Origin of the sequence: Hassallia byssoidea VB512170 (assembly GCF_000817785.2) — a bacterium.
GTDB classification, from domain to species: domain Bacteria; phylum Cyanobacteriota; class Cyanobacteriia; order Cyanobacteriales; family Nostocaceae; genus Hassallia; species Hassallia carrinoi.
Genome location: NZ_JTCM02000031.1, coordinates 38137 through 60434, shown reverse-complemented (window position 1 = coordinate 60434; position 22298 = coordinate 38137). Strand labels below are relative to the sequence as shown.

16 protein-coding genes are annotated in these 22298 nt (G+C 41.8%); 10 read left to right on the top strand and 6 right to left on the bottom strand.

The genetic code is table 11. The features are described 5' to 3' along the window. Positions 1–737 precede the first annotated feature (737 nt). The gene (locus PI95_RS15735; RefSeq protein ID WP_039739646.1) at positions 738–4568 is read left to right on the top strand and encodes a PAS domain-containing hybrid sensor histidine kinase/response regulator; all 3831 of its coding nucleotides are present in this window, start codon (positions 738–740) and stop codon (positions 4566–4568) included. A 123-nt stretch (positions 4569–4691) separates the two neighbouring features. On the opposite strand, the gene PI95_RS15730 is transcribed toward PI95_RS15735, so the two are convergent. Then, on the bottom strand, positions 4692–5390 hold the full coding sequence (locus PI95_RS15730) for an isochorismatase family protein (RefSeq protein WP_052324787.1): 699 nt from the start codon (positions 5388–5390) through the stop codon (positions 4692–4694). Positions 5391–6253: 863 nt separating this feature from the next. Between PI95_RS15730 and PI95_RS15725 the strand changes: the two genes are divergently transcribed. Continuing rightward, positions 6254–6862, top strand: a complete 609-nt coding sequence (locus tag PI95_RS15725) for a helix-turn-helix transcriptional regulator (protein ID WP_039739650.1) — start codon at positions 6254–6256, stop codon at positions 6860–6862. Positions 6863–7332: 470 nt separating this feature from the next. Here the strand turns inward: PI95_RS15725 and PI95_RS15720 are convergent, their stop codons facing one another. Further along, positions 7333–7743 carry a DUF4168 domain-containing protein gene (locus tag PI95_RS15720; RefSeq protein WP_236117076.1) on the bottom strand — a complete coding sequence of 137 codons (411 nt, stop codon included), beginning with the start codon at positions 7741–7743 and terminating at the stop codon, positions 7333–7335. Between the two features lie 142 nt (positions 7744–7885). Continuing rightward, positions 7886–8869, bottom strand: a complete 984-nt coding sequence (gene holA / locus PI95_RS15715) for a DNA polymerase III subunit delta (protein ID WP_163518928.1) — start codon at positions 8867–8869, stop codon at positions 7886–7888. A 117-nt stretch (positions 8870–8986) separates the two neighbouring features. On the opposite strand from holA, the gene PI95_RS15710 reads away from it, so the two are divergent. Further along, the gene (locus tag PI95_RS15710; RefSeq protein WP_201280463.1) at positions 8987–9787 is read left to right on the top strand and encodes a DUF1868 domain-containing protein; all 801 of its coding nucleotides are present in this window, start codon (positions 8987–8989) and stop codon (positions 9785–9787) included. A gap of 149 nt (positions 9788–9936) precedes the next feature. Here PI95_RS15710 and PI95_RS15705 read toward each other — a convergent pair whose 3' ends face one another. Next, positions 9937–10464: a GNAT family N-acetyltransferase gene (locus PI95_RS15705; RefSeq protein ID WP_039739659.1), complete on the bottom strand. Its 528-nt coding sequence runs from the start codon at positions 10462–10464 to the stop codon at positions 9937–9939. Between the two features lie 276 nt (positions 10465–10740). Between PI95_RS15705 and PI95_RS35240 the strand changes: the two genes are divergently transcribed. The 3 genes from PI95_RS35240 to PI95_RS15695 all read left to right on the top strand — a co-directional run bounded on the left by PI95_RS35240 (position 10741) and on the right by PI95_RS15695 (position 13049). Continuing rightward, positions 10741–10878, top strand: a complete 138-nt coding sequence (locus PI95_RS35240) for a hypothetical protein (RefSeq protein WP_039739662.1) — start codon at positions 10741–10743, stop codon at positions 10876–10878. Between the two features lie 178 nt (positions 10879–11056). Beyond that, positions 11057–11503 carry a tellurite resistance TerB family protein gene (locus PI95_RS15700; protein ID WP_039740603.1) on the top strand — a complete coding sequence of 149 codons (447 nt, stop codon included), beginning with the start codon at positions 11057–11059 and terminating at the stop codon, positions 11501–11503. A 190-nt stretch (positions 11504–11693) separates the two neighbouring features. Continuing rightward, positions 11694–13049, top strand: coding sequence for a UDP-N-acetylmuramoyl-tripeptide--D-alanyl-D-alanine ligase (locus PI95_RS15695; protein WP_039739665.1), 1356 nt, complete (start codon positions 11694–11696; stop codon positions 13047–13049). Between the two features lie 128 nt (positions 13050–13177). On the opposite strand, the gene PI95_RS15690 is transcribed toward PI95_RS15695, so the two are convergent. Beyond that, entirely contained in the window at positions 13178–15715 is a 2538-nt protein-coding gene (locus tag PI95_RS15690) for a hypothetical protein (RefSeq protein WP_039739667.1), read from the bottom strand. Positions 15716–15962: 247 nt separating this feature from the next. Between PI95_RS15690 and PI95_RS15685 the strand changes: the two genes are divergently transcribed. The 3 genes from PI95_RS15685 to PI95_RS15675 all read left to right on the top strand — a co-directional run bounded on the left by PI95_RS15685 (position 15963) and on the right by PI95_RS15675 (position 17235). Next, positions 15963–16346 (top strand): hypothetical protein, encoded by a 384-nt coding sequence (locus PI95_RS15685; RefSeq protein WP_039739669.1) that lies wholly within the window; start codon positions 15963–15965, stop codon positions 16344–16346. Between the two features lie 316 nt (positions 16347–16662). Beyond that, complete coding sequence (locus PI95_RS15680) at positions 16663–16872, top strand: hypothetical protein (RefSeq protein WP_039739671.1); 210 nt, start codon at positions 16663–16665, stop codon at positions 16870–16872. A gap of 135 nt (positions 16873–17007) precedes the next feature. Next, complete coding sequence (locus PI95_RS15675) at positions 17008–17235, top strand: hypothetical protein (protein WP_039740605.1); 228 nt, start codon at positions 17008–17010, stop codon at positions 17233–17235. A gap of 105 nt (positions 17236–17340) precedes the next feature. On the opposite strand, the gene PI95_RS15670 is transcribed toward PI95_RS15675, so the two are convergent. Continuing rightward, on the bottom strand, positions 17341–18912 hold the full coding sequence (locus PI95_RS15670) for a hypothetical protein (RefSeq protein WP_039739672.1): 1572 nt from the start codon (positions 18910–18912) through the stop codon (positions 17341–17343). Positions 18913–19015: 103 nt separating this feature from the next. On the opposite strand from PI95_RS15670, the gene PI95_RS15665 reads away from it, so the two are divergent. Further along, on the top strand, positions 19016–22294 hold the full coding sequence (locus tag PI95_RS15665; protein ID WP_039739674.1) for an alpha-mannosidase: 3279 nt from the start codon (positions 19016–19018) through the stop codon (positions 22292–22294). Positions 22295–22298: the final 4 nt, after the last annotated feature.

The window sequence follows — 22298 nt, the reverse complement described above, 5'->3', positions numbered from 1 at the left end:
AGTCATATAAAATCAGTCGAAGAGAAGTGAAAATATTTCAACATTTTCCCTTTCCCCTTTCCCCTTTCCCCTTTCCCCCTCTTCAAAGGGCATGGGGAATCGGGAATGGGGAATCGGGAATGGGAACGCATTTAGTGGGCTGCTGCCTCGACTGTTAGTAATGGAGGCAGCAGTTCTCCAAGAACTACATTTACTGGCAGAGCAAGGAAACGAGAAGGAAAACACGAAACTTCGAGTTCTGAACACGAAACTTCAGCTTCTGAACATGAAACTTCAGCTTCTGAACATGAAACTTCAGCTTCTGAACATGAAACTTCAGCTTCTGAACATGAAACTTCAGCTTCTGAACATGAAACTTCGAGTTCTGAACATGAAACTTCGAGTTCTGAACATGAAACTTCGAGTTCTGAACACGAAACTTGAGCTTCAGAACATGAAACTTCGAGTTCGCAACACGAAACTTTAAGCTTTTAACTGGGAATGTCTCGTTCTACACTTAAACACCAATGCCCCATGACGGCAGATGCTCCACGCAGGTGATCCCCAAGACCGCACAGCCAAACCTATGCCCATTAAACAATTGCCCTATTCCCAATTCCCAAAAGAAGAAAATCTGCACAAAGGTAGATGTAAAAATAATTTAAGTAAGTAGTATGAAAAACAATGGGTATAACCGTTTGTAACGAAAGAAATACCAAACTGTCCCGCCTTAGATAGATGCAGTTAAACAAAGCTCAATGTTAAAAGGCAACCGCTTGCATCTGCATGATATACCTCTGACATTTTCACCCAAAGTTATTGGAAAAATTGCCAGTGCGATCGCTATTTGTGTTGGTGGCTTAGTACTGCTTGGGTGGTGGCTGAACATCGAAGTTGTCACGCATGGCTTTGGGAACAGTACCTCAATAATGAAAGCGAATACAGCATTGTGCTTTGTACTGTCTGGTGTTTCGCTGTGGTCGCAAGAAGGAGATAGGGGGCAGGGGGCAGGGAGCAGGGGGCAGGGGGCAGGGGGCAGGGGGCAGGGGGAGTTTGTCTTTGAACCCTCCGAACCCTCTAAAACCCCAACCTTCTGGCTTTCCAAAGTATGTTCAGTCGCAGTGATGTTAATTGGTTTGCTCACGCTGATTGAATATGTGTTCGGCTGGAATTTTGGTATTGATGAATTGCTGTTGCGTGACTCATCGTCTGTGACAACATTTTATCCTGGGCGAATGGGGTTAAACACGGCATTGAATTTTGTGCTGGTTGGTAGAGCTATAGAGCTTATAATGCATCCAAAAACCCGCCGTAGCTTTTGGTATGCTCAAATTCTTACCCTGATAGCTGCTTTGATTTCTTTACAAGCTGTCATCGGCTATGCCTACAACGTAAAAGTGCTTTACGGTGTTGCTCCTTACACAACATCTATGGCGTTACTGACGGCACTGACCTTCATAGTACTCTGTGCGGGCATTCTTTGGAGTCGTCCAGAGTCAGGGTTGATGCGGGTAGTAACAAGTGATACTGACGCTGGGTTGCTTGCGAGGCGTTTATTGTTTGCGGCGATCGCACTTCCTTGTGCGATCGGCTGGTTAATCGTTGAAGGTCAACGTCAAAAACAGTATGATGCGGCGTTTGCAGTGTCAATGTTTGCCATCATCGTTATTGTCAGTTTCGTCGTTTTGATTTGGCAAAGTGCAGCGCTAATTGAACACCTTAGCTTAGAACGCGATCGCGCAATAGAAGCGCTGAAACACAACGAACAAAAATTGATGGGTTTCGTAGATGCTAACGTCATCGGCATTCTTTTTGGCGACATTTACGGGGGTATTTTACAGGCAAATGATGAATTTTTGCGAATTATCGGCTACACGCGAGAGGATTTGGTAGCCGGGAAGATAGACTGGATTGACATCACACCACCAGAATATCTGCATCTGGATGAAATTGCGATCGCCGAGGCAAAATTAACTGGTGCTTGTACTCCTTATGAAAAAGAATACATTCGTTTTGACGGTAGTCGCGTCCGGGTTGTAGTTGGTTACACTTTGCGGGGAGAAGAACGGGAACAGTCAGTAGCCTTTATTTTAGACTTGAGCGATCGCACTCTTGCAGAAGCCGCCTTACGTCGCAGCGAAGAAAGATTTCGCTTGGCTATTGATAATATCCCCGATGTGTTTGGTATATATGATGCCGAATTGCGATTACAATTTGTCAACGCTGCGGGTTTGCAACGCACTAACAAGTCATTAGAAGAAATCAAAGGACGCACTGACGAGGAAATTTTTCCACCAGAAATTACAAACGCTTATTTACCAACTTTAAAAAAAGCACTGCAAACGCGCACCTTACAAACCGTAGAAGCCACAATAAATTTACCTGATTATGGTACTTCCACTACACTCATCAAATATGTGCCAATCCTGGATGAGAAAGGTGAAATTTACCAGATTCTCGGCGTGACTGACGATATCACCGTCCGCAAGCGTGCCGAAGAAGTTCTGCAAAATCAGCAAAAATGGCTGGAAGATGCTGTAAACTTAATGCCAACACCTTTGCTGTTTATCGAACCAAAAACTGCACGGGTAACTTTCGCCAATCGCGCTGCTGACGAATTAGCTGGAGGTAAATTTCCTTTAGCTGAATGCGTGGAAGATTATTACACAACTTATTACAGCACAGATGCAGCAGGAAATCCGATTGAGAACGAACAAGCACCTGGGGTAAGAGTTGCTCGTGGCGAACGTCTCGATGGGGTAGAGTTGAACTGGCACACGCCTGAAGGAATCCGTTCTCTGCTAATATATGCAGATACTCTGCCGGCAATGCACGGTCTTGGAGCTACCTGCGTTTTGACATTTCAAGACATCACCAACCTCAAGCGGGTAGAAAAAGCGCTTTCATTAGGTTATAAAAGGCTTCAGCTTTTATTTGGCACCGCTAGCGATTTACTATCGAGCCAAGAACCAGTAACACTGCTTGATGGTTTATTCCAAAAACTTGCCGAGCAAATTGGTTTAGATGCTTATTTTAACTATTTAGTTGAAGAAAACGAATTAGTCTTGCGGCTAGCTTCTTATAGTGGTATTTCTGAGGAACTTGCTAAAGATATTGAGTGGTTGGAGTTTGGGCAAGCGGTATGCGGTACAGTTGCAATGGAACACCGTGCAATTGCTTTAGAGAATGTGCAGCAATCAAAGGATGTGAAAACAGAAATAATTCGCGCTATTGGCATTACCGCATATTATAGTTATCCGTTGGTAGCGCGGGGACGAGTTTTAGGTACACTTTCCTTTGCCAGCCGCAGTAAAGATAGCTTTAGCCAAAATGAAATTGGGATGATGCAAGCGGTTTGCGACCAGATAGCGATCGCAATGGAAAGAGCAAGCTTGATTAGTTCTTTGCAACAGCAAACAGAGCAACTTACAGAAGCAAATCGGATGAAAGATGAGTTTCTGGCAATATTATCGCATGAATTGCGATCGCCTCTCAACGCCATTCTCGGTTGGGCACAGATGCTACGTTCTTCACGCAAGCTTACCGAAACTCAAACCGCTAAAGCTTTAGAGACAATCGAGCGCAACGCTAGAGCGCAAACACAACTAATTGAAGACTTGTTAGATATCTCGCGGATGATTAGAGGCAAATTGCGTCTCAATGTCCGCAGTTGCGATTTAGTGCCGATTATTGAATCAGCAATCGATTCTGTACGTCTAGCGGCTGATGCAAAAGAAATTCACATCGAAACTTCAATTGACCGAAATACTGAACCAATCCTTGGCGATTCTGGACGCTTGCAGCAAATTATTTGGAATCTACTATCCAACGCAATCAAGTTTACACCCCAAGGCGGGCGCGTGCAAGTTAATTTGCAGCAAATTAATTCTCATGTGGAAATTACGGTAAGCGACACAGGCATTGGTATCAAACCGGAATTTATACCTTATGTCTTCGATCGCTTTCGTCAAGCAGATAGTTCCAGCACCAGATCCCACGGCGGATTAGGATTAGGATTATCAATCGTCCGTCATCTAGTAGAACTACATGGTGGTACTGTTTGTGTAGAAAGTGCAGGTGTTGGCAAAGGCTCCAAATTCACACTTAAACTGCCACTACTCAACGCCAACCTCGGACAAACAAACACACAGAACAACACTCCCGCTCTCCCCCTCTCCCCCTCTCCCCCTGCTCCCCTCCCCCCCTCCCTAAGAGGTGTCCGCGTGCTGGTGGTAGACGACGAAGTTGATATTCGTGACTTTATCACCACCGTACTCGAACAGTGCGCTGCCGAAGTTCAGGCGGTTGCATCAGTGCAGGAAGCCCTAGAAATTATAGCACACTCTCAACCAGATGTTTTAATTAGCGATATCGGAATGCCAGAAGAAGACGGTTACTCATTGATTCGCAAAGTGCGATCGCAACCCCCAGACAAAGGCGGAAATATTCCCGCAGCAGCCCTGACAGCTTATGCTAGAGCAGAAGATAGAATGCGAGTCATACAATCTGGTTATCAGCTACATTTACCTAAACCTGTTGAACCGGCTGAGTTAGCAACAGTAGTCGCGAGTCTTGTTGGACGCACATAAAGAAATTCCAAATTTGCTCATTCCAAATCATCGTAGGGGTACAGCATTTCTCTACCCCTACTTCAATATGGCTTGTGTCATATCGCACTTGTGCCGAGATCGGCACAATCCCAAGACAAGTTGCTAGTTAGTCGTAGTGACAATTTTTTCGCCGTTGTCCACGCTGTCGGATTTAGGCGCGTTCAGTCCAGGAATACCGTTTTTAAGAGCGTTCTGGTTGTTGGACAGGAAATTATAGAAAGGCAGGTGCTGGTGGAACACGTCCAGCGTACCAGCCGCTGTAGGACGCCGCCAGTCGGCTTGCAGGTCAGCAGTGATGGCAGCCCAGTTGACGACCTTGATCCCAGCCTGTACCATCCGCATACAAGACATCATTTCCGACATCTGATCCCAGCATCCAGAACAATCGTACACAGCGTACACGTCATAGCCCTGAGCCTTTGCTTGTAGTGCTGGAAACATTAGGCATACGTCTGTGGTTACGCCTGACATAATGAGTTTCTTGCGTCCCGTCGTCTCAACCGCCTGGACAAAGTTGGGGTCGTCCCACGCGCTGATCGGACCGGGGCGATATATGGTGGGCGCATCTGGAAACATGGCGGTTAACTCCTCCATCAGTGGACCATTGGGTCCTTCGGCAAAACTAGCGGTGAGGATAGTCGGCAAGTCGTGCATCTTCGCTGTTTTTGCCAGAGCCAGCACATTGCTGCGGAACTCGGACAGTTTAATGTCTTGTACACCCAACATCGTGCCAGTCTGATGGTCAATCATCAGCATCGCGCAGTTATCCTTTGTCAGGCGATCGTAGTAGATACTATCCATCGTAGTTTCTCCTTTACAGTTACAGGGTTATCTAGTGGCGTGATTCATTCATTGCGGTATGTTCATTCTTCGGAACCCTCAAATAGAGCCGGAGCGTTGACACGGCACATCGCTTCGTTTTATCTGCTGAAAGTATTGATTTTGTGGTCAGTAAACCCTGTTGCTAGGTGATGATATGCACCCTTGGGAACGCTCCACGCTCATAAGCGCTGCGGTGTCCGGCATATTAGTCGGGTGCATACCGACCTTTTGAAACAGCGTCATAATCTGTTCTTATGTAGATCGCTGCTGCCAAGCTATTGGTATTTCATGTCCGTTTCTCTTTCTGGTAAGAAGCAACACTCTTAGCCAGCAGGCGTTGCAATTTTGTCTTATCCATTTTTTTGCAGTAATAAGCGTCACATCTACTTTTTACGCAACCATAATACCTTAGGCTGTTGACACCTGTAAAGGAATAGTTTTCCAGTAATTAAAGGAGTAGATTTGGAATTTTCAGAGTTGCAGTTTCACAGAGCTAGAAGTTTAGGTTGATTTTAGCCAACATGGTACACACTACTTTCACCATTTCACTTTGGGAAAATGTTCAAAAATTGATAAATATATGAATTACGTGCTTATTTATTGGCGATCGCCCTTTTGGGAAAAGTTTGCGATCTGCTGAATGTAGAGACGTTCCACACAGAAACGTCTCTACGACGGTAGGTATGTTTTTATTACAGCTATTTTCAGCTTACTTAGACCACAGGTTCAAATAAATGAAAACTGCTGTAATGTTAATTCGACGGACTTGATACAACTCAGGGTGCATATGTTTATGCAAATCAAACTACTAAATAAATAGTGTTTTGATTGAAGCATTTATTATGATAAGCATAACAAACACATTAGCACCAACAGCCGTTGAATCACCAGAGCTAAATAATGCTAATTTGAAAACAAAACAACTAGATTTTTTACAAAAAGTAATTGAAGGCTTACAAGATGGCATCTTAATCTTGACGGAGATAGGAGAAATCGTTCATGCTAACGCATCTGCGAGAAGCATTTGTGGTCAAATAAGTCAAGGCATTTCTCAGGCTAACTTTGTACCACCAGCCATTTGGCATCATTGCAAATCGTTGATTGATTGGAGTTTATTTCCCAACCAACACGTCATTCTCTCTGATGAGATTGTGCTTAATAAGTTTAATATTTTTCGCTTGCGGGTAAGATGGCTAGATGTAGATCCGTTACAACGTCCTTGCTTGTTGGTGACAATCGAAAATAAATGTGAGACGTTAAAAAATGTAGCGATCGCTGAAGTCAAAAAATACGACTTAACACCACGAGAAGCTGAAATTTGGCTTCTTTATCGCTGCAACTACAGCTACAAAGAAATTGCCGTCCAGCTTTATATTAGCCTGAATACGGTCAAGAAGCACATGAAAAACATTCACGCCAAGCGACAAGCAAATATTCACACCCAGAACTAAGGAAATTCGACAATCCGAATTGATTAGTGAAATGTAATTATTCACTGCTTTGAGGAGCGAATTTCACGAATCAATTAAGATTGATATATTTGCAATGCCGAAAAAAATAACTCTACATTTAACCCCTCTGCGCTTGTATGAGGGGTTTTGCCGCAATTGTGCGTAATGCAGCAAACATCAAATTAAATACTGATATATTTATATACAAATTTATTGTTATGTCAGCGATAATTACAAATAGTTACACTTAAGTAATTTTTCATACAAACATACTTATCACTAGTAGCGCTATGAGTGCGATCGCACTCTTGATCATCAATTGCCTTCAGTGGGGAACAAGTAGTTAATTAAAAAAGTCACTAATTATTATTTACTATTAAATAATAAATATTTTTCCCCTGAATAAATCCAGGGGTACTAGTATGTAATCAGATAATTTTTAATTGTTACGAAAAATTTACTTAGAAAAACTAAGGTTTTTTTTGCAAATCGAGTAGTGTATTGTAAACTTCATCTTTTAATTTTTGATTACTTTGTAAGTCTCTAGTAATCTTGTTAAAATTATCAATGCTGAGACCATTTTGTTCAACTATTTGTTGCGAGCGATTACAATAATTTACCGCAAGTTCTCGCGCTTTGTTTGGCAAACCGTTGAGGCTGTTGGGGTTGCTACAAACAATCTGGGGAATTTCCCCGCCACCAATAAGTTTTTTAATTCCCTCAAATGTTCGGCGTCGCTCTGGCTCCATCGCTAAGACAGCTTTAGCATAATTTCTAATTTCAGTTGGAGTTTGGGCATCAACTTGGTAACTGAAAGCAAAAGCGCTAGAAGCAAGACCCACAGCGGCTAGAGCGCCAAATAAAAACGATTTTTCAAGCATTAGTTGCTTTCTTGATCCAAAAAAGAAATAGGATATAATTTTCATATGCGGTCTGACACGGAAACACAGTAGGGATATCTTAAGAACTTTGAATTATTTTAGAAGTTAGAAGTTCCAAGAAAAGGATAATCTATTGTCAGCTTTATCGGTATAACTGACAAAGTTCGATAACTTTAGTTTGCAGTGTTGATATCTCGGAAGCTCCTTGCTTGAGACTAACTTCTAACTCTAATAGTACGGGTAAAGTAGAAATAAGTTGTGGCAAAGAAACAGACTTTATTTCTTGCTGTAAAAAGTAAATGCGCTTAGGATTGCCTATCTCAGCAGCTTGAGCGATCGCTTGTTGATTTCGCTCTCCACTTTCAATCATAATTTTTACCCACAACCATGTGCGAAATCGACTAATCAGTGTAGCCACTATCCGCAAACCAGGTTCAGAAGCATTCATCAAATCCGCTAAGGTTGTTAAAGCTTTTGCCGTATCTCCCATAATGATTGCATCCGCCAATTGAAAGCTGTTTTGTGTGGTGTTTCTGACTAGCCGAGCAACTACGTCAACCTCTAAAGGCTGATTGCTGCCTTCAGTATAAAGCCGTAACTTCTCCAACTCATTGTATAACAGACGTGTATCATTACCTACAGACTCTGCTAAAAGTTCCGCACATTTGGGACTCAGCTTCACACCAACAATTTCAGCCGCTTGATTAACTGATTGCAGCAGCAAGTCTGTCTTCCAAGTTGGTATTAGCGGAAATTCCCGGAATTCTTTAGCATATTGTTTCAGTAATTTTGTCGATTTCAGGCGTTCATCTGGTTTATTGCGACTAGTGAGCAATAAAAATGAATCTTCGGGAATTACTGGCAGCGTTCTCTGTAATTCTGTTAATACATTCTCTGGGCAGTTCTGACTGATAGTAGTATTCATCAGCCATACCAAGCGTCCACCAGCACCAAAAATTGGTGTCATAACTTGATTTAGCGCTATTATCGCCGCATCGGGTTGATCTGGGGAAATAGAAGTGTAGTTAAAACCGATCCAATTGGGGTCGAGGATGCGATCGCGCAAAAGAGCGATCGCCTTTTCGATAGAAAAATCATCTTCACCCCAGTAAACGTAAACTGGCATAGAGCAACCTCAACTGAAAATATCATCGCTTCTTCAGCGCAAGAAAAGCTAAATACTTTTTAAATCACGATAAATTTCCCTAAAATCAATAAACGTGAGCGCGGGAGGCATTAAAGATTGGACGACAACTATCAAACTTACTTAAATCGGGTAGCAAGAATGACGCTGCCAGAAGCTTATAGATCCCAAATCCAGCATATCCAGGAATCGTCTAAGTTTCAGCCGCATGTTCAGGGACTTAGACAAGCTGTACCCTTTCCTGGATATACGATAATTACCCCACCGTGGGAGGATGAATCGGAAAACTCTGCTTTCTATACCAAATTACAAACTTACCAACAAGAACTGTTGCAGCTGCCAAAAAACGGTAATTTGATTATTCCCGTACCTTCTAGCAGCTTTCATCTAACTTTGGCAGATTTAATTTGGGACGATGCTTACCGCGATGCCTGCGAAAAAAATCCCGAATTTGAACAAGAGTTACGCTCTTGCATTGCCCAAATCTTTCAGCAATATCAACAATCCATCACAAAGGGAAATAATCTGATTTGCTGGCAGATGTTAGGACTAATTATAATGCCAAGAGCTATAGGCGTTTGTTTAGTACCCCAAGATGAAAGCTGTTACGAGCAGATTATTAACTTACGCCGGACAATTTATCAAAATCCCCAGCTAGTTGCTTTAGGCATTGAACAGCATTATCACTTTACAGCACACATTACATTAGGCTATTTTGGCGAGATATCGCCCGATTTAGACCGCACAAGCTTAAGTACAATGCTTTCTGAATTAAATCAACAATGGTTGGGAAATTCACCCGAATTTTTGGTAAATCGTGCCGAATTGCGAAAGTTTGACGACATGACCCGCTATTATCGCCAACCAGACTCGCCAGTTTTAGTTATTAGTCCGGGATAGTATTTAGGGACAAGGGAGACAAGGGGGAAAGAAGAGGGGGAAAGGGGAAGGGGGAAGGGGGAAAGGGAAGAAAAAGAAAGTTCTTTATTCCTTTACCCTTTTCCCTTTAACCTTTTCCCCTCTTTAAAAACCCCATTACCCATTACCCATTACCCAGCCTTAGGAATTGCATACTCTAAAATATTTAAAACTCTTCCACTTAAATTTGTCTTCTTATATTCTCTAATAATTTTGCCACCAAGCTTTTCAGGAATTCGACGACTGGGAATATTTGCTTTATCGGCACAATAGACAAGATATTGAAAATCTAAGTTTTCCTCAGCCCATGTTTTCAGAGCGATGATAGTCTCTAATCCATAACCTTTGCCATGTGCTGATTTCTTCAACCAAATACCCAGTTCTGGCTGATTACTATTTATTTGGTGGATTCCCGTACAACCCAAAAACTTGAAAGAATTATTATTTAAAATAACAAGTACAAGATTTTCACCTTTTTTTATTTCGCTGAGTGAGTTATTAATAAAATCTTCTGTCTCCGAAATATGTTTCGGAGGTTTGGTATACATATAAGTAGTAATTTCTTGATTAAATTCTTTAAAAATATCCTCTTGATATTTCATAGATATTGTTTGTAATAATAAACGACTAGTAGATATTTCTAACTCTAATAGTTCCATCTTTTCTATTTTTATTGCCTGATGTTATTGAGTTTACTAATTGATAAAATCATTTATACGCGAGTATAAGGTGATGTAATTTTTACTTAAAAAATTTTCCGTATTGCATTGTACCAAATCATGCTAGACATTCATCGAATCTTCAAAAAGAAAAAGTCATCAATCAGCTAAAGTTTTGTTAAGATGCAAATGTTAGTAGTTTCTTAACGAAAAACATCAATCAGGATGTGAAGAAAGAAATAGCACTAACACACATAGAGTTCGGAAGATAAAGCAATGAACACCTACATTTTTTTTAACGAAGCCCTCCAAATGCTTGTCAACGCTTACTTAGTATCAGCTGTACTGCTAATCGCAGCTTCTGGTATTGGGTTAGCAGTCATCGAAACGATTGAAAAATCAGGTCAACGCTAACCCCAACCTTAGTTGTAGACTTGTTTTCCACATCTTTGAGGTGCAAGTGTTCAATACTGAGAATTCTTGGGAACACTAAAAGCACTAAGGTCAAAGGAGTTATTTAAATTACCTAAGTATTACGTAAAGAACAGGTAACGACATCACTACTAAGACCTAAATGATGGAGCAAACTACAATGGGTTTAGTCGATAAAATGTTTAGCGCACATACTCAAGTCCAAGAAGCATTCAGTCCAGCAGAAGCCTTTGCTGCTATTACTCTAGCGGCATACGCCTCCGACGGTTATCTTTCTGAAGAAGAAACAAGAGAGTTCACGGCTACTCTGTCTCGGATGAAGCTTTTCAGAAGTTATCCCAATGATGTAATCAACAGGCTGTTTGACAAACTCCTAGGAATTCTCCAGCGGGATGGTATCAATACTTTATTTGATACAGCTAAAGAATCTCTGCCCCCCGACTTACGGGAAGCGGCTTTTGCGGTAACGGCGGATTTAATATTAGCCTCGGGTATCTTTACTGAAGAAGAAAATAGTTTTTTAAACGATTTATATCAAGCTTTAGGTATATCAAGGGACATTGCCATACAAGTTGTGCAGGTGATGATGATAAAAAACCGGGGATAAAGATAGAAAATCAGTTATAACTTATAAACTAAGTGTGCCAAAGGAGCGATCGCTTCTTTGGCATTGTTTTTGGTGTCAATGCCAATTTTATTGTACAGACGTTCCACACCGAACGTCTCTACGACTTCCGGAAGAGGTATTTCTCTCCAGAAGTTAATAAACGTATCGTTTGGAATACAAAAGTAGTAATATGCCCTGTTCTGCCACCTTAACTCAACTGGTTGAAGTTCTTTCTGCCCAGCCTGTAAACTTATCTGAAGCTGCGTTAACACAATTGGGTAGCGCCATTCAAACGGATACCCGTTTTTTGCAACCGGGTGAAGTATTTGTGGCTTTACGAGGGGAAAAGTTTGATGGACACGAGTTTGTACCAATGGCGATCGCCAAAAATGCAATCGCTGCGATCGTTGATTTTGAATACGAAAATCCGGGATTTCCTGTCTTGCAGGTAAAAGATACCCTCAAAGCATATCAACAAATCGCTTCTTGGTGGCGCGATCGCTTTCATATACCTGTAATTGGGGTAACAGGTTCTGTAGGTAAAACTACCACCAAGGAACTCATCGCCGCTGTTTTAGGAACTCGTGGACGAGTTCACAAAACTTATGGAAATTATAACAATGAAATCGGTGTCCCAAAAACTCTTCTAGAACTCAGTTCAGAACATGATTATGCCGTAATTGAAATGGCAATGCGCGGTAAAGGACAAATCGCCGAACTGACAGAAATTGCCCGTCCGACGATTGCTGTAATTACTAATGTGGGAACCGCGCATATTGAGTTACTCGGTTCCACGGAAGCGATCGCCGAAGCAAAATGTGAGTTATTAGCGCAAATGCCCTCATCTGGTGTAGCAATTCTCAACCACGATAACCCATTATTAATGGCAACGGCGGCGAAAGTTTGGCAAGGCGAAACTTTGACTTATGGCTTGTCTGGAGGCGATATCCACGGGCTTTTAATTGATAACCAGACTGTGAAAGTCGGGGAAATCCAACTTCCTTTACCTTTACCCGGACGCCATAATGCGACTAATTTTATGGCAGCTTTGGCAGTAGCGCAAGCTGTAAATATTGATTGGTCGTGCTTGAAAGCGGGTGTTGTCGTTGATATGCCTTCCGGACGATCGCAACGTTTTGCTTTGCCCAATGATGTGATAATATTAGATGAAACATACAATGCTGCACCAGAAGCTATGATGGCAGCGTTGCAATTATTAGCAGATACACCCGGAAAACGGAAGATTGCCGTATTGGGTGCAATGAAAGAATTAGGAGAGCGATCGCACTCCTTACACTCCTCAGTAGGAGAAATGGTGCGAAAGTTGAATTTAGATAATTTGCTAGTCTTGGTTGACGGACAAGATGCAGAAGCGATCGCCCATTACGCCAAAGGTATTCCATCCGAGTGCTTTGCAACTCATGCCGATTTGCTTGCTCGATTGAAAGAATTTGTCACAGAAGGCGATCGTTTACTTTTCAAAGCCGCACATTCCGTAGGTTTGGATCGCGTTGTCAATCAGTTTCGCGCCGAATTTAGTAATTGATACTAAGTACAAATTAAACGCAGAGTTTTTTGGAATTTAATTGGTTACTTTCTTTGTGCAAAGCTGTAGCTAGCTGCGACTAAAGCGCGATCGCCTAATTTAAGCCTGACCCAACTTTTTCCCGTTGCTCAAATAACTTGACGAAGCCAAGATTCGCTTTCCATCCGCTTGGCGATAGGATGTTTTGTCGTTGATCCAGGCTTAGATGTATCACGATGCCATCCTTGCCAAGTTTGGGCAGCGAGTTGAGAAAACTCACCTCGCACTTGGAACCAGGTAGGATTATCTTCTCTACTCCATAGGCTACAGAGCAAATCTAAAACTTTCTCGGAGGTGTGGTTACTCATTGGATTCAGTTTACCTTTGTTTGATTCAGTTAACTGATCTTCTTCCTTGAAGACCCTGCTAAGTCCTTCCTTAGTGCTGAAGTTGCCTAGCTTCTTTGAGCACCTCGAAATATTGAAGAGCGCATCACAAATCCGACGGTTCAAGCCTAAATATACAGACCCCTTAAGTGCCTTTAAAAAACACTCTAAAGCATTGGTCGGGTCATTTTGAATTAAGAGCAAATATTCTCCATCAAGCAAAGAAATTTCTGAGAGAACTGCTTGGCAAAAATTATGACTGTGACCAACTGTTAAATCAGTTTTAGCAAGTTGATCGGCAAATTTGGATGCCTGTTTTGGCAAATTATCATCTCCAAGTCTGACCCAAACTCGTCCTGCTAAAGCTAGCCATCGAGACATTCGCTGAGTTAAACCAATACGTGATGCATAGTAAGCTGCTCTAAGAAAATATTCTGCGGCTTTTGAGAGCGTACTTCTCTCATCGCAAAGGTAGAACTCTATCCGCGCAACATTTCCATAAATTTCAGACAAGGCTTGATAAATATCCAAACCAGGATCTTTGTAACAAGATTCTGGTTGAATTGCATCTCTAATTCTATCGTCCCATTCTTTCAATCCCAGCCACTTGCTCCTCTTGCTAGATTCAAATAAATCTGAATTATGCCCGCAGGAAAGCTCATATAAATAGACTTCTGACTGAATTAGAGCCTGGATAGGAACAAGTTCTTTTTTTACTTCTTCGTCTTCCTCAAGGACTTGTTTAATTTCTTGAATAAGCAATCGTGCGTTACTTATATTGCCTTGAGCATTGGATAGCCTTAGCTCTAGTCGTTTTGCGAGAAAATAGCAGCGGTAGAAGTTGAGTCGATATGAAAAGTAAATCTCGTCCTTGGGAATTTTCTTCAATTCATCCCTAGCTGTATCAGCAATCCTCTTAATTTCAGCGAGATTGCACTCTTCGCCAAGAAACTGAAATTTTTGAAAAGCCTTTCTTGCTTTAGTTAATTGCATTCTCAACTCAGAGAGAGCTTTAAATGCTGAATTGTAGATTTCTAAATTGAGTTCGCCACTCCAGTTTTTATCTGCTAGCCATGACTTTGCAGCACAGACTATCGCTTGCAGAATAGCGATCATTGAGTCGCGGTCAACCCAAATGCCTTGATAATGTTGTTGATTTCCCAGAATTACCGCTGTTTCAACTAAAGAATCAATACTGCTATCCAGAGTTTTTGTTGATAGGGTTATTTTAGCTACCTTCTTAGTTAAGCCCATGTGCAGGCTACAAGCACCGATAGCATTCTCCACCATTGTGTTGCTAGAGGTATACATCCATTCAAGAAATTCGCTCTTTTTGTCATCAGGGCTAAAGCTACAAGTTACTACAGCCATAATTACTGGACTAAGGGAGTCAAGAGACTGTACCTCTAATTGGGTTGTTAAGCCTACACCTGGATTTTTCAGAGCGCACTCTGCCTGATTAGCAATCTTTACGAATTTATCGTAAACTGAGTTATATTCTGCTTCTTTAGTAATAGACAGGGATAAAGTTCTAAATTCTAACTTTTCAACTCTTAAATGAAGGTTCGCTGGATATTTGGGCATTTGCTCTTTGATAGCAATGCTCAGGAAGAGTCCGATCGCCTCTTTTTGGGTGAAGTTTCTCTTTCCTCCAGCTTTAAGTCTTTTCCAGGTTCGTTGTAGTTTGTCAGTTACTTCCAGTCTCAGTTTTAAGCCCAGGGTTGGGTAAGATTTTTGTAGGTTCTCAATCAAGTATTCTAGAAAGTCATTCTCTTGATACTCAGAATACTCCCCAAAAAGCTTTTTACTGGCAATTGCTATCTTATTAGTGGCGATCGCTAAGAATTCTTGGGTTGTGGGCAGAAAATCTTCATAATCCAAAAACTCAAGCAATGCAACTACTTGAGCAACTTGAAAAAACTTTTCTCGGGTTACTCTAATAATACTAGTGTTCTCTGGCAAGAAACCAGCAGACTCCAGTAGTTCGTCAGCTCCAATCTCTCCCAATAACTTTCGTAGTTCGTCAGGATTAGATTCTATTTCTTGTGTTGTTTTTTTTACCTCTGTTTTTGATTTCCTTTTGGATATCCTACGGCTTTGAAGACTGTTGCACAGTTCGATCAAGCTTTTACGGTCAATCGGCAACCGTTGTTTCTTGTCTTTATTCAAAAAATTAATCACAACTGGTCGGCTAATACCCATCCCTTCTGAGAGTTCCACCTGCGTTGCTCCCATTTTGTCTAAGAAGAAGTGGAGCATGTCCCGTAGTTCTTCTTGATCTCCAGTGCTTTCTTTGTTCATAGCTTTTATTCTACGCATCGCCTACATGTAAATCATATTGACATTAAAATGCGACGCCTGTTAAGTTTTTGTGGTTGCTTATACAAAATTTTGCTAATCATGGCTTTCTTAAATAGCCCTTCAGGACCATATTTTACATGATTTTAGAAAAATAACTGCTTTTTGTAGCATATATTACAGTTTATTCAATAAATAAAATGTTTTTATGATTGACATGTATCTGAAATTTACAGTGTATGAATAATTTATGCCTCCCAAAGCGGTAGAGCAAATCCTCGACTCCTGCGAACAACAGATAGCTAGATTTCAGCAATTTAATAACACTGGACTTATGGAAATCCGGTGCTACCCTAATCAAGGTCAGTACAAAGTCGATTGCTGGTGTGGAAATTTTCAAAGTTTCCTGATTATGCCAGAAGACCTAGCTGTCTGGGAAACAAATCCGCTGTCTAGACAGCGGGAAAACCTAGAAACCGTGGAACAGGTTCTAGCTAAACTCGATAGCGCATTGTTTGAGACTTTTCGTCTACAGCAAGGTTATGCGACTATTGTGATACGGCATCGCGGACACGACAGTCGATACGGGTTCGAGTTTTCGCCATCAATAATCCACGGAATAAAGCGTTGTTAATCTTAGAGGTGATGACAGTAAAGTTCCACCTCATGAATTTTTGAAATGAATCTCGTGTGAGAGTGATTCTGAACAACTTAATAAATTTCTGCTAACACATCATCGAATCGATGGGAATAACCACGACGGATGCTGCTGAAGCTTCAGCTTCGCACATCCGTTTTTTGGTTTTTGATAACTAATACCATTTTAGATTTTAGATTTTGGATTTTGGATTGTGAAATGGTGATTGCATCTTTGTTTCAATAATCCATCTTCAAGATTCTATTTTCGCTCTTGGTACAACAAAACAAATTAATCACTTGGAGAGGAAAAAATGAATCTATCAAACTACAACTTTAAGTATTTTGCCTATTTAGCTTTGCTGACTATCCTTTTAGGCATACTTGCAAAGTTTGATGGAACTGTTACTGTGCAAGTTACGCCTTTAGGCTTACAAGTGCAAGTGAACAATCATTCTGCTGGGTGTCCAATTGACCCGCAACTGCTAGAGATCCAGCCTAAGCTTGAGCAGGAATTAGCTTAATACAGTATTTCACAAGTTCGTAACAGTGCTACTCACTGGGCTTTAAAAACGCTACGAATTTATGAAATGCTGTAGGAAAAAATAAGCGTGCTGCTACTAGGCAAAGTAAAAACCAAAACAATGGAGTTCATAGCCATGACAACAAATCAGTATAGTCGTCTGTTCAAATTGACTGCTAAGTTCCTCAAATATTTCTTGCTAGCAATATTCGGGTTTGCGATCGCCTATATTCTATCAATGAGTTTTGGGGCTTTGAATATTGTCGCAGTGCTGCTGCCCTTTGCAGGAAATTGGTTTTCTAAGCTGGGAATTCTCCTGTTGTGTTTGATGACAACAACAATAATCATAGAATCCCTGCGTTGAATTTGGCTGGAAGGATAATTTTGCCGCATCCACGTAGCTGCGATCGCTCCCTTGCTAAACTTATAGAGGAAAAAGCGGGCGATCGCTTATCATTCCCAGACAAATTTATCTGTGATTCGATTTCCCTACCCAAAACTGCTGCAACGACTGAAAAAGTTTCACAAACTTCTCCTCCAACCAAAGCAACGCTGCATCAAGCCATGCTAAAATTTGCTCTAAAGGATGCTTTTCATACCCGATTGATGTTGCTTTGGTTTCTATCCAATCTGGTTTAGCCTCAATTTCAGTTGTTTGCAAACGCTGCTTTTGAGAAGTTTCCATTTTGTTACTTTCAACCTGGGAAATCTTGGATTCACTTGATTTTATAGCAGCGACTTTTCCAGATGCTTTTTCAGTTCGAGTTAAATCGGTGGTTGGTTTTTGCTGTTTGACCAATTTGGAAGCTGGTTTTTTGGGGATATTTTGGTAACTATTAAGCCAGTTTTGTACTACATATTCTGGTGATTGATTGGCAGGCAAAGCCGGATTTGCTGTTTGTGTAACTTCTGACTCAATCGGTTCAAAATCGCCAAACAAATCATCCCAACTCAGCCAAGGATCTGCGACTAAATCTTGATTTTGCGATTGACGGCTAATAGGTAAAGCTGGGGAAACCTTACTTGCTGGTGGGGATGCGTCGAGTTTTTTGCCAGTGCGTCCAAAAAAGTAATTTACCGCAGCTTCGATTATTGCTTTAATTCGCAAGCGATCGCTTTGAATCTCTTCACCACGAACTGTTAATTCTTTCCCGTAAAGAAATATGTTTAACTGAGTTTGGGCAACTTTGATAATTTCCCGACTGCGTTGTTGTACAGTTAATGTGGCGCGAGACAAAGGAGTTAAAGCATTTGATTCTAACTTCGCCACAGATGCATCGAGAAATGCTAGCACTTCCTCAGACTTAACTAAAGCTTGTGTTTCCGTTTCTTCGGGTAGCGCAGGCGTTATAATACCATTACCTGTTAACTTTGTCAACAAGCGCTCAATTTCTGGTAAGACTTCTGTTTCTTTTTCTGTAGCCAACTGCCAATAATGCCAGTAATCTGCAATTTCGCCAATAATTCTATCTTGTAATTTTTCCTGTTGCTGGCGTGTTAAAATGTCGAGAATTTGATTATCGGCGGTGACAAGTACCAAATTGCGATTTTCCAGTTGGCTGGCTATTCCCTGCACTGTGGTCAGATGACGCTTGGGAATGTCTGTAACTGTTGAATCGGAAGTCAGACTAGATGCGCTGGGTTGATTTGGAAAAAATTTAAACCCCCAAAATCCTAAGAAGCTTGTATTTACATTCCCCTTGTCTGGTTGTCTCGCTGTCTCGAAGGGGTCTTCTAGCGCTTGTAACACTCGTTGAATTGGAGTATCAGCGGCTGGGGGAGTTTCTAGTTGAGAACGGATATTATTTGCTTCTAAATGTAACCTGTTTTGCGGCGTTTGGGGGTGCAGTTGTTTACCGACTGATTCGACTGCTTGTTGCACCAATATAACTACTGAATAAAGCAGTGCTTGTAATGACCATTTTGTAGCGACTTGCAGATGGCGAAAAGTGCTATTTAAGCGATCGCCTAAACGTCGCGATTGCCGATGGACAAAGTTAAATAGTCTGCTTTGATAACGATTGGAGGAAGCAGAAGGCATAATGATGAACTTTTATTGAGCGCTTTGTTATTTATTGGACTTGCGTCAAACAATAAAACGACAAGCTGTTAATTATAGTAATTGCCATCATCTTAGCGAAAATATGACCCCTCCTGTACTTTCATCTGATACTAAATTGATTGTCCAAGCAATTGAGGAATTGCGCTCTTGTTCTCAAGTGAATGTTCAGTCTACTTGGCTGTATAGTGAAGCTGATTTAACTGTTGCGGATATTACGGCATCTAATTTGTCTGTTTGGACACCTGTTGAGTTGAATGAGAAAGGACATGTTGCTTGGGGTGGGGGGCGAAAAGTGTTATGGTTGGCGCAAAAGTTGATAGTTCCTGAGAATTTACAAGGCTATCCTTTGGCTGGTTTGTGTTTGCGATTGGCGTTGACTTGGTGGGCGGATTCTGCTGAGGTTTATGTTAATGGTGAGTTGGCGGTTGAAGGTGATTTGTTTGATTGTTCGCCGAGGGTGTTACTGAGTCGTGAGGTGATGCCGGGGGAGGAGTTTTTTGTTGCTGTACGGTTGACAATTCCTGGACATTGTGATGGGGCTTTGATGCGATCGCTTTTGGTGTATGAGTCTGATAATGATTTAGATCCGGGTTTTGTGGCTGATGAGTTGGCTGTGTTGTTGTGTTTTTTGGAAAGGTTTGCGCCGGATAAGTTGGGTGTTTTGGCAAAGGTAACGAACCGCAGAGGCGCAGAGGACGCAGAGGAAGAGTTAGAGAGAAGACTTTTGGCGATGCGTCAAAGTCTTGTTGAATCCAAAATCGAAAATCTAAAATCCAAAATCTATTTGTTGGGTCATGCTCATTTGGATTTAGCATGGTTGTGGCGAGTGAGTGAAACTTGGCGGGTTGCACAAAGTACTTTTGAGTCGGTTTTGAGGTTGCAGGAGGATTTTCCGGAGTTGATTTTTTGTCATTCGACTCCAGCGCTTTATGCTTGGCTTGAAGAATATCGTCCTGATTTGTTTGCAGCGATTCAAAAAGCGGTTGCGGCTGGACGTTGGGAGGTTTTGGGAGGGTTTTGGGTTGAACCGGAACTTAATTTGATTTCGGGTGAAGCGATCGCTCGTCAGTTACTATATGGTCAACGCTATGTGTTGGAAAAGTTTGGCAAGGTTTCGACTATAGTTTGGGTTCCGGATAGTTTTGGTTTCTGTGCAACTTTACCGCAGTTTTTGGCTTTGGCTGGAATTGAGTTTTTTGTGACTCAGAAGTTGCGCTGGAATGATACGACTAAGTTTGATTATGGCGCTTTTTGGTGGCGATCGCCTGATGGTAGTGAAGTATTCAGTTACATGTCTGCGCTTATCGGGGAAGGCATCGATCCGGTTAAAATGGCATCATATGCTTGTGAATGGCAAATTCAAACTGGTTTAGAAGATTGTCTCTGGCTTCCGGGTGTCGGCGACCACGGCGGCGGTCCGACTCGTGATATGTTAGAAACTGCCCGACGCTTTTCAAAATCACCTTTCTTCCCCCAGTTAGAATTCACGACAGCAGAGAAATATTTGCAGCAGATTCGGGGACAAGGACGACTTGGAGGACAAGGAGGACAAGATGAATTTTCTTCTCCCTCATCTCCCTCATCTCCCTCATCTCCCTCATCTCCCCCCACTCCCCACTCCCCACTCCCCACTCCCTTCCCTACTTGGAATGACGAACTTTATCTAGAATTCCATCGCGGATGCTATACCACTCACGCGGATCAAAAACGTTGGAATCGCCGTTGTGAAGGTTTGTTGTATGAAGCTGAACTTTTTGCGGCTTTGGCGACAATCATCTGTAAAGCTACGTATCCGAAAGCGGAGATAGAAGCGGCTTGGAAAAAAATGTTATTTAACCAGTTTCACGATATTTTGCCCGGTTCTTCGATTCCGGAAGTTTATACGGATGCACTTCCTACTTGGGAGGAAGTCCAACAAGTGGGAACGGAGATACTGCAAAATTCATTGAGTGCGATCGCATCTCAGATTACTCTACCTGAACCACCACACCCTGACAGTTTACCGATTTTCGTCTTTAACTCCCTTAATTGGCAGCGTTCTGAGGTAGTTGTTGTTGATTTACCTGATTCTTTTCTAGACGCTTGCGTATACAATTTGGCTGGCGTTGCCTTGCCTTGTCAATTTAGGGAACCGTCTGAGCTTATTTTCCTTGCTGGGGATATCCCCTCTCTTGGCTATCGCATTTTCTGGCTCTGTCCTGCCAAACATAAAAATGACCATAGCAGTGCACATCCTGATGATAGCAAAACGGGTTTGCAAAAGCAAGAACATTTTTACCCAAAAAGTAGAGACGCGATTAATCGCGTCTTTACTTTAGAAAATGAGTTTTTGAGAGTCATTGTTGATGAAGAAAATGGTGATTTATCGAGTATTTTTGACAAGGTTAATCATCGAGAAGTTCTTTCTCAAACAGGTGGTAATCAATTGCAAGCTTTCCAAGATAGCGGACAATATTGGGATGCTTGGAATATTGATCCAAATTATGCCCAGCATCCTTTACCACCAACGCAGCTTAAATCTATTCAATGGTTAGAACAAGGTGTAGTCCAAAATCGCCTGCGGGTGGTGCGTCAAATAGGACAATCTGAATTTTGTCAAGATTATATCTTACAAGCTGGTTCACCTTTACTCAAAATTGCCACCACTGTTAATTGGCAAGAAAGTCAAGTTTTGGTGAAAGCTGCTTTTCCTCTGAATGTGAAAGCCGATTTTGCTACCTTTGAAATTCCTTGTGGTGCAATTCGCCGCCCAACCAAACGCGAAACCCCAGCAGAACAAGCAAAATGGGAAGTTCCGGCTTTACGTTGGGCTGATTTGACCGAGGAACAAGATGAGTGTATTTACGGTGTAAGTTTGCTGAATGATTGTAAATATGGTTACGATAGTCAACCGCAGCAATTACGGCTAACGCTATTACGCAGTCCCAAATGGCCCGACCCAGAAGCTGACCGAGGCTTTCATGAATTTACTTATGCCTTATATCCCCACGCTGGTAGTTGGGAATCTGCTCATACGGTAAGACGCGGGTATGAATTGAATACCCCATTGAAAGTTGTCTTAAACCCAGCCAGAACTGCAAATTCAAAACTCAGCAGGGCTGAAAGCATGAGTTTCTTGAATTTATCCGCTGAGAATTTGATTTTAATGGCGTTTAAGCAAGGCGAAGATGACCAACAGTGGATTCTCCGGTGTTATGAATGTCACGGAGAAACCGCTGAGTTAACTTTGACAAGCGATTTGAAGTTAAGTTTGGCAGATTCAGTGGATTTGTTGGAACGCTATTTGTCCACCGCTGAATCGTCATCTCATAGCATAAAGCCTTGGAAAATCTTAAGTTTCAAAGTTATTTGTGAGTTTTGATGTG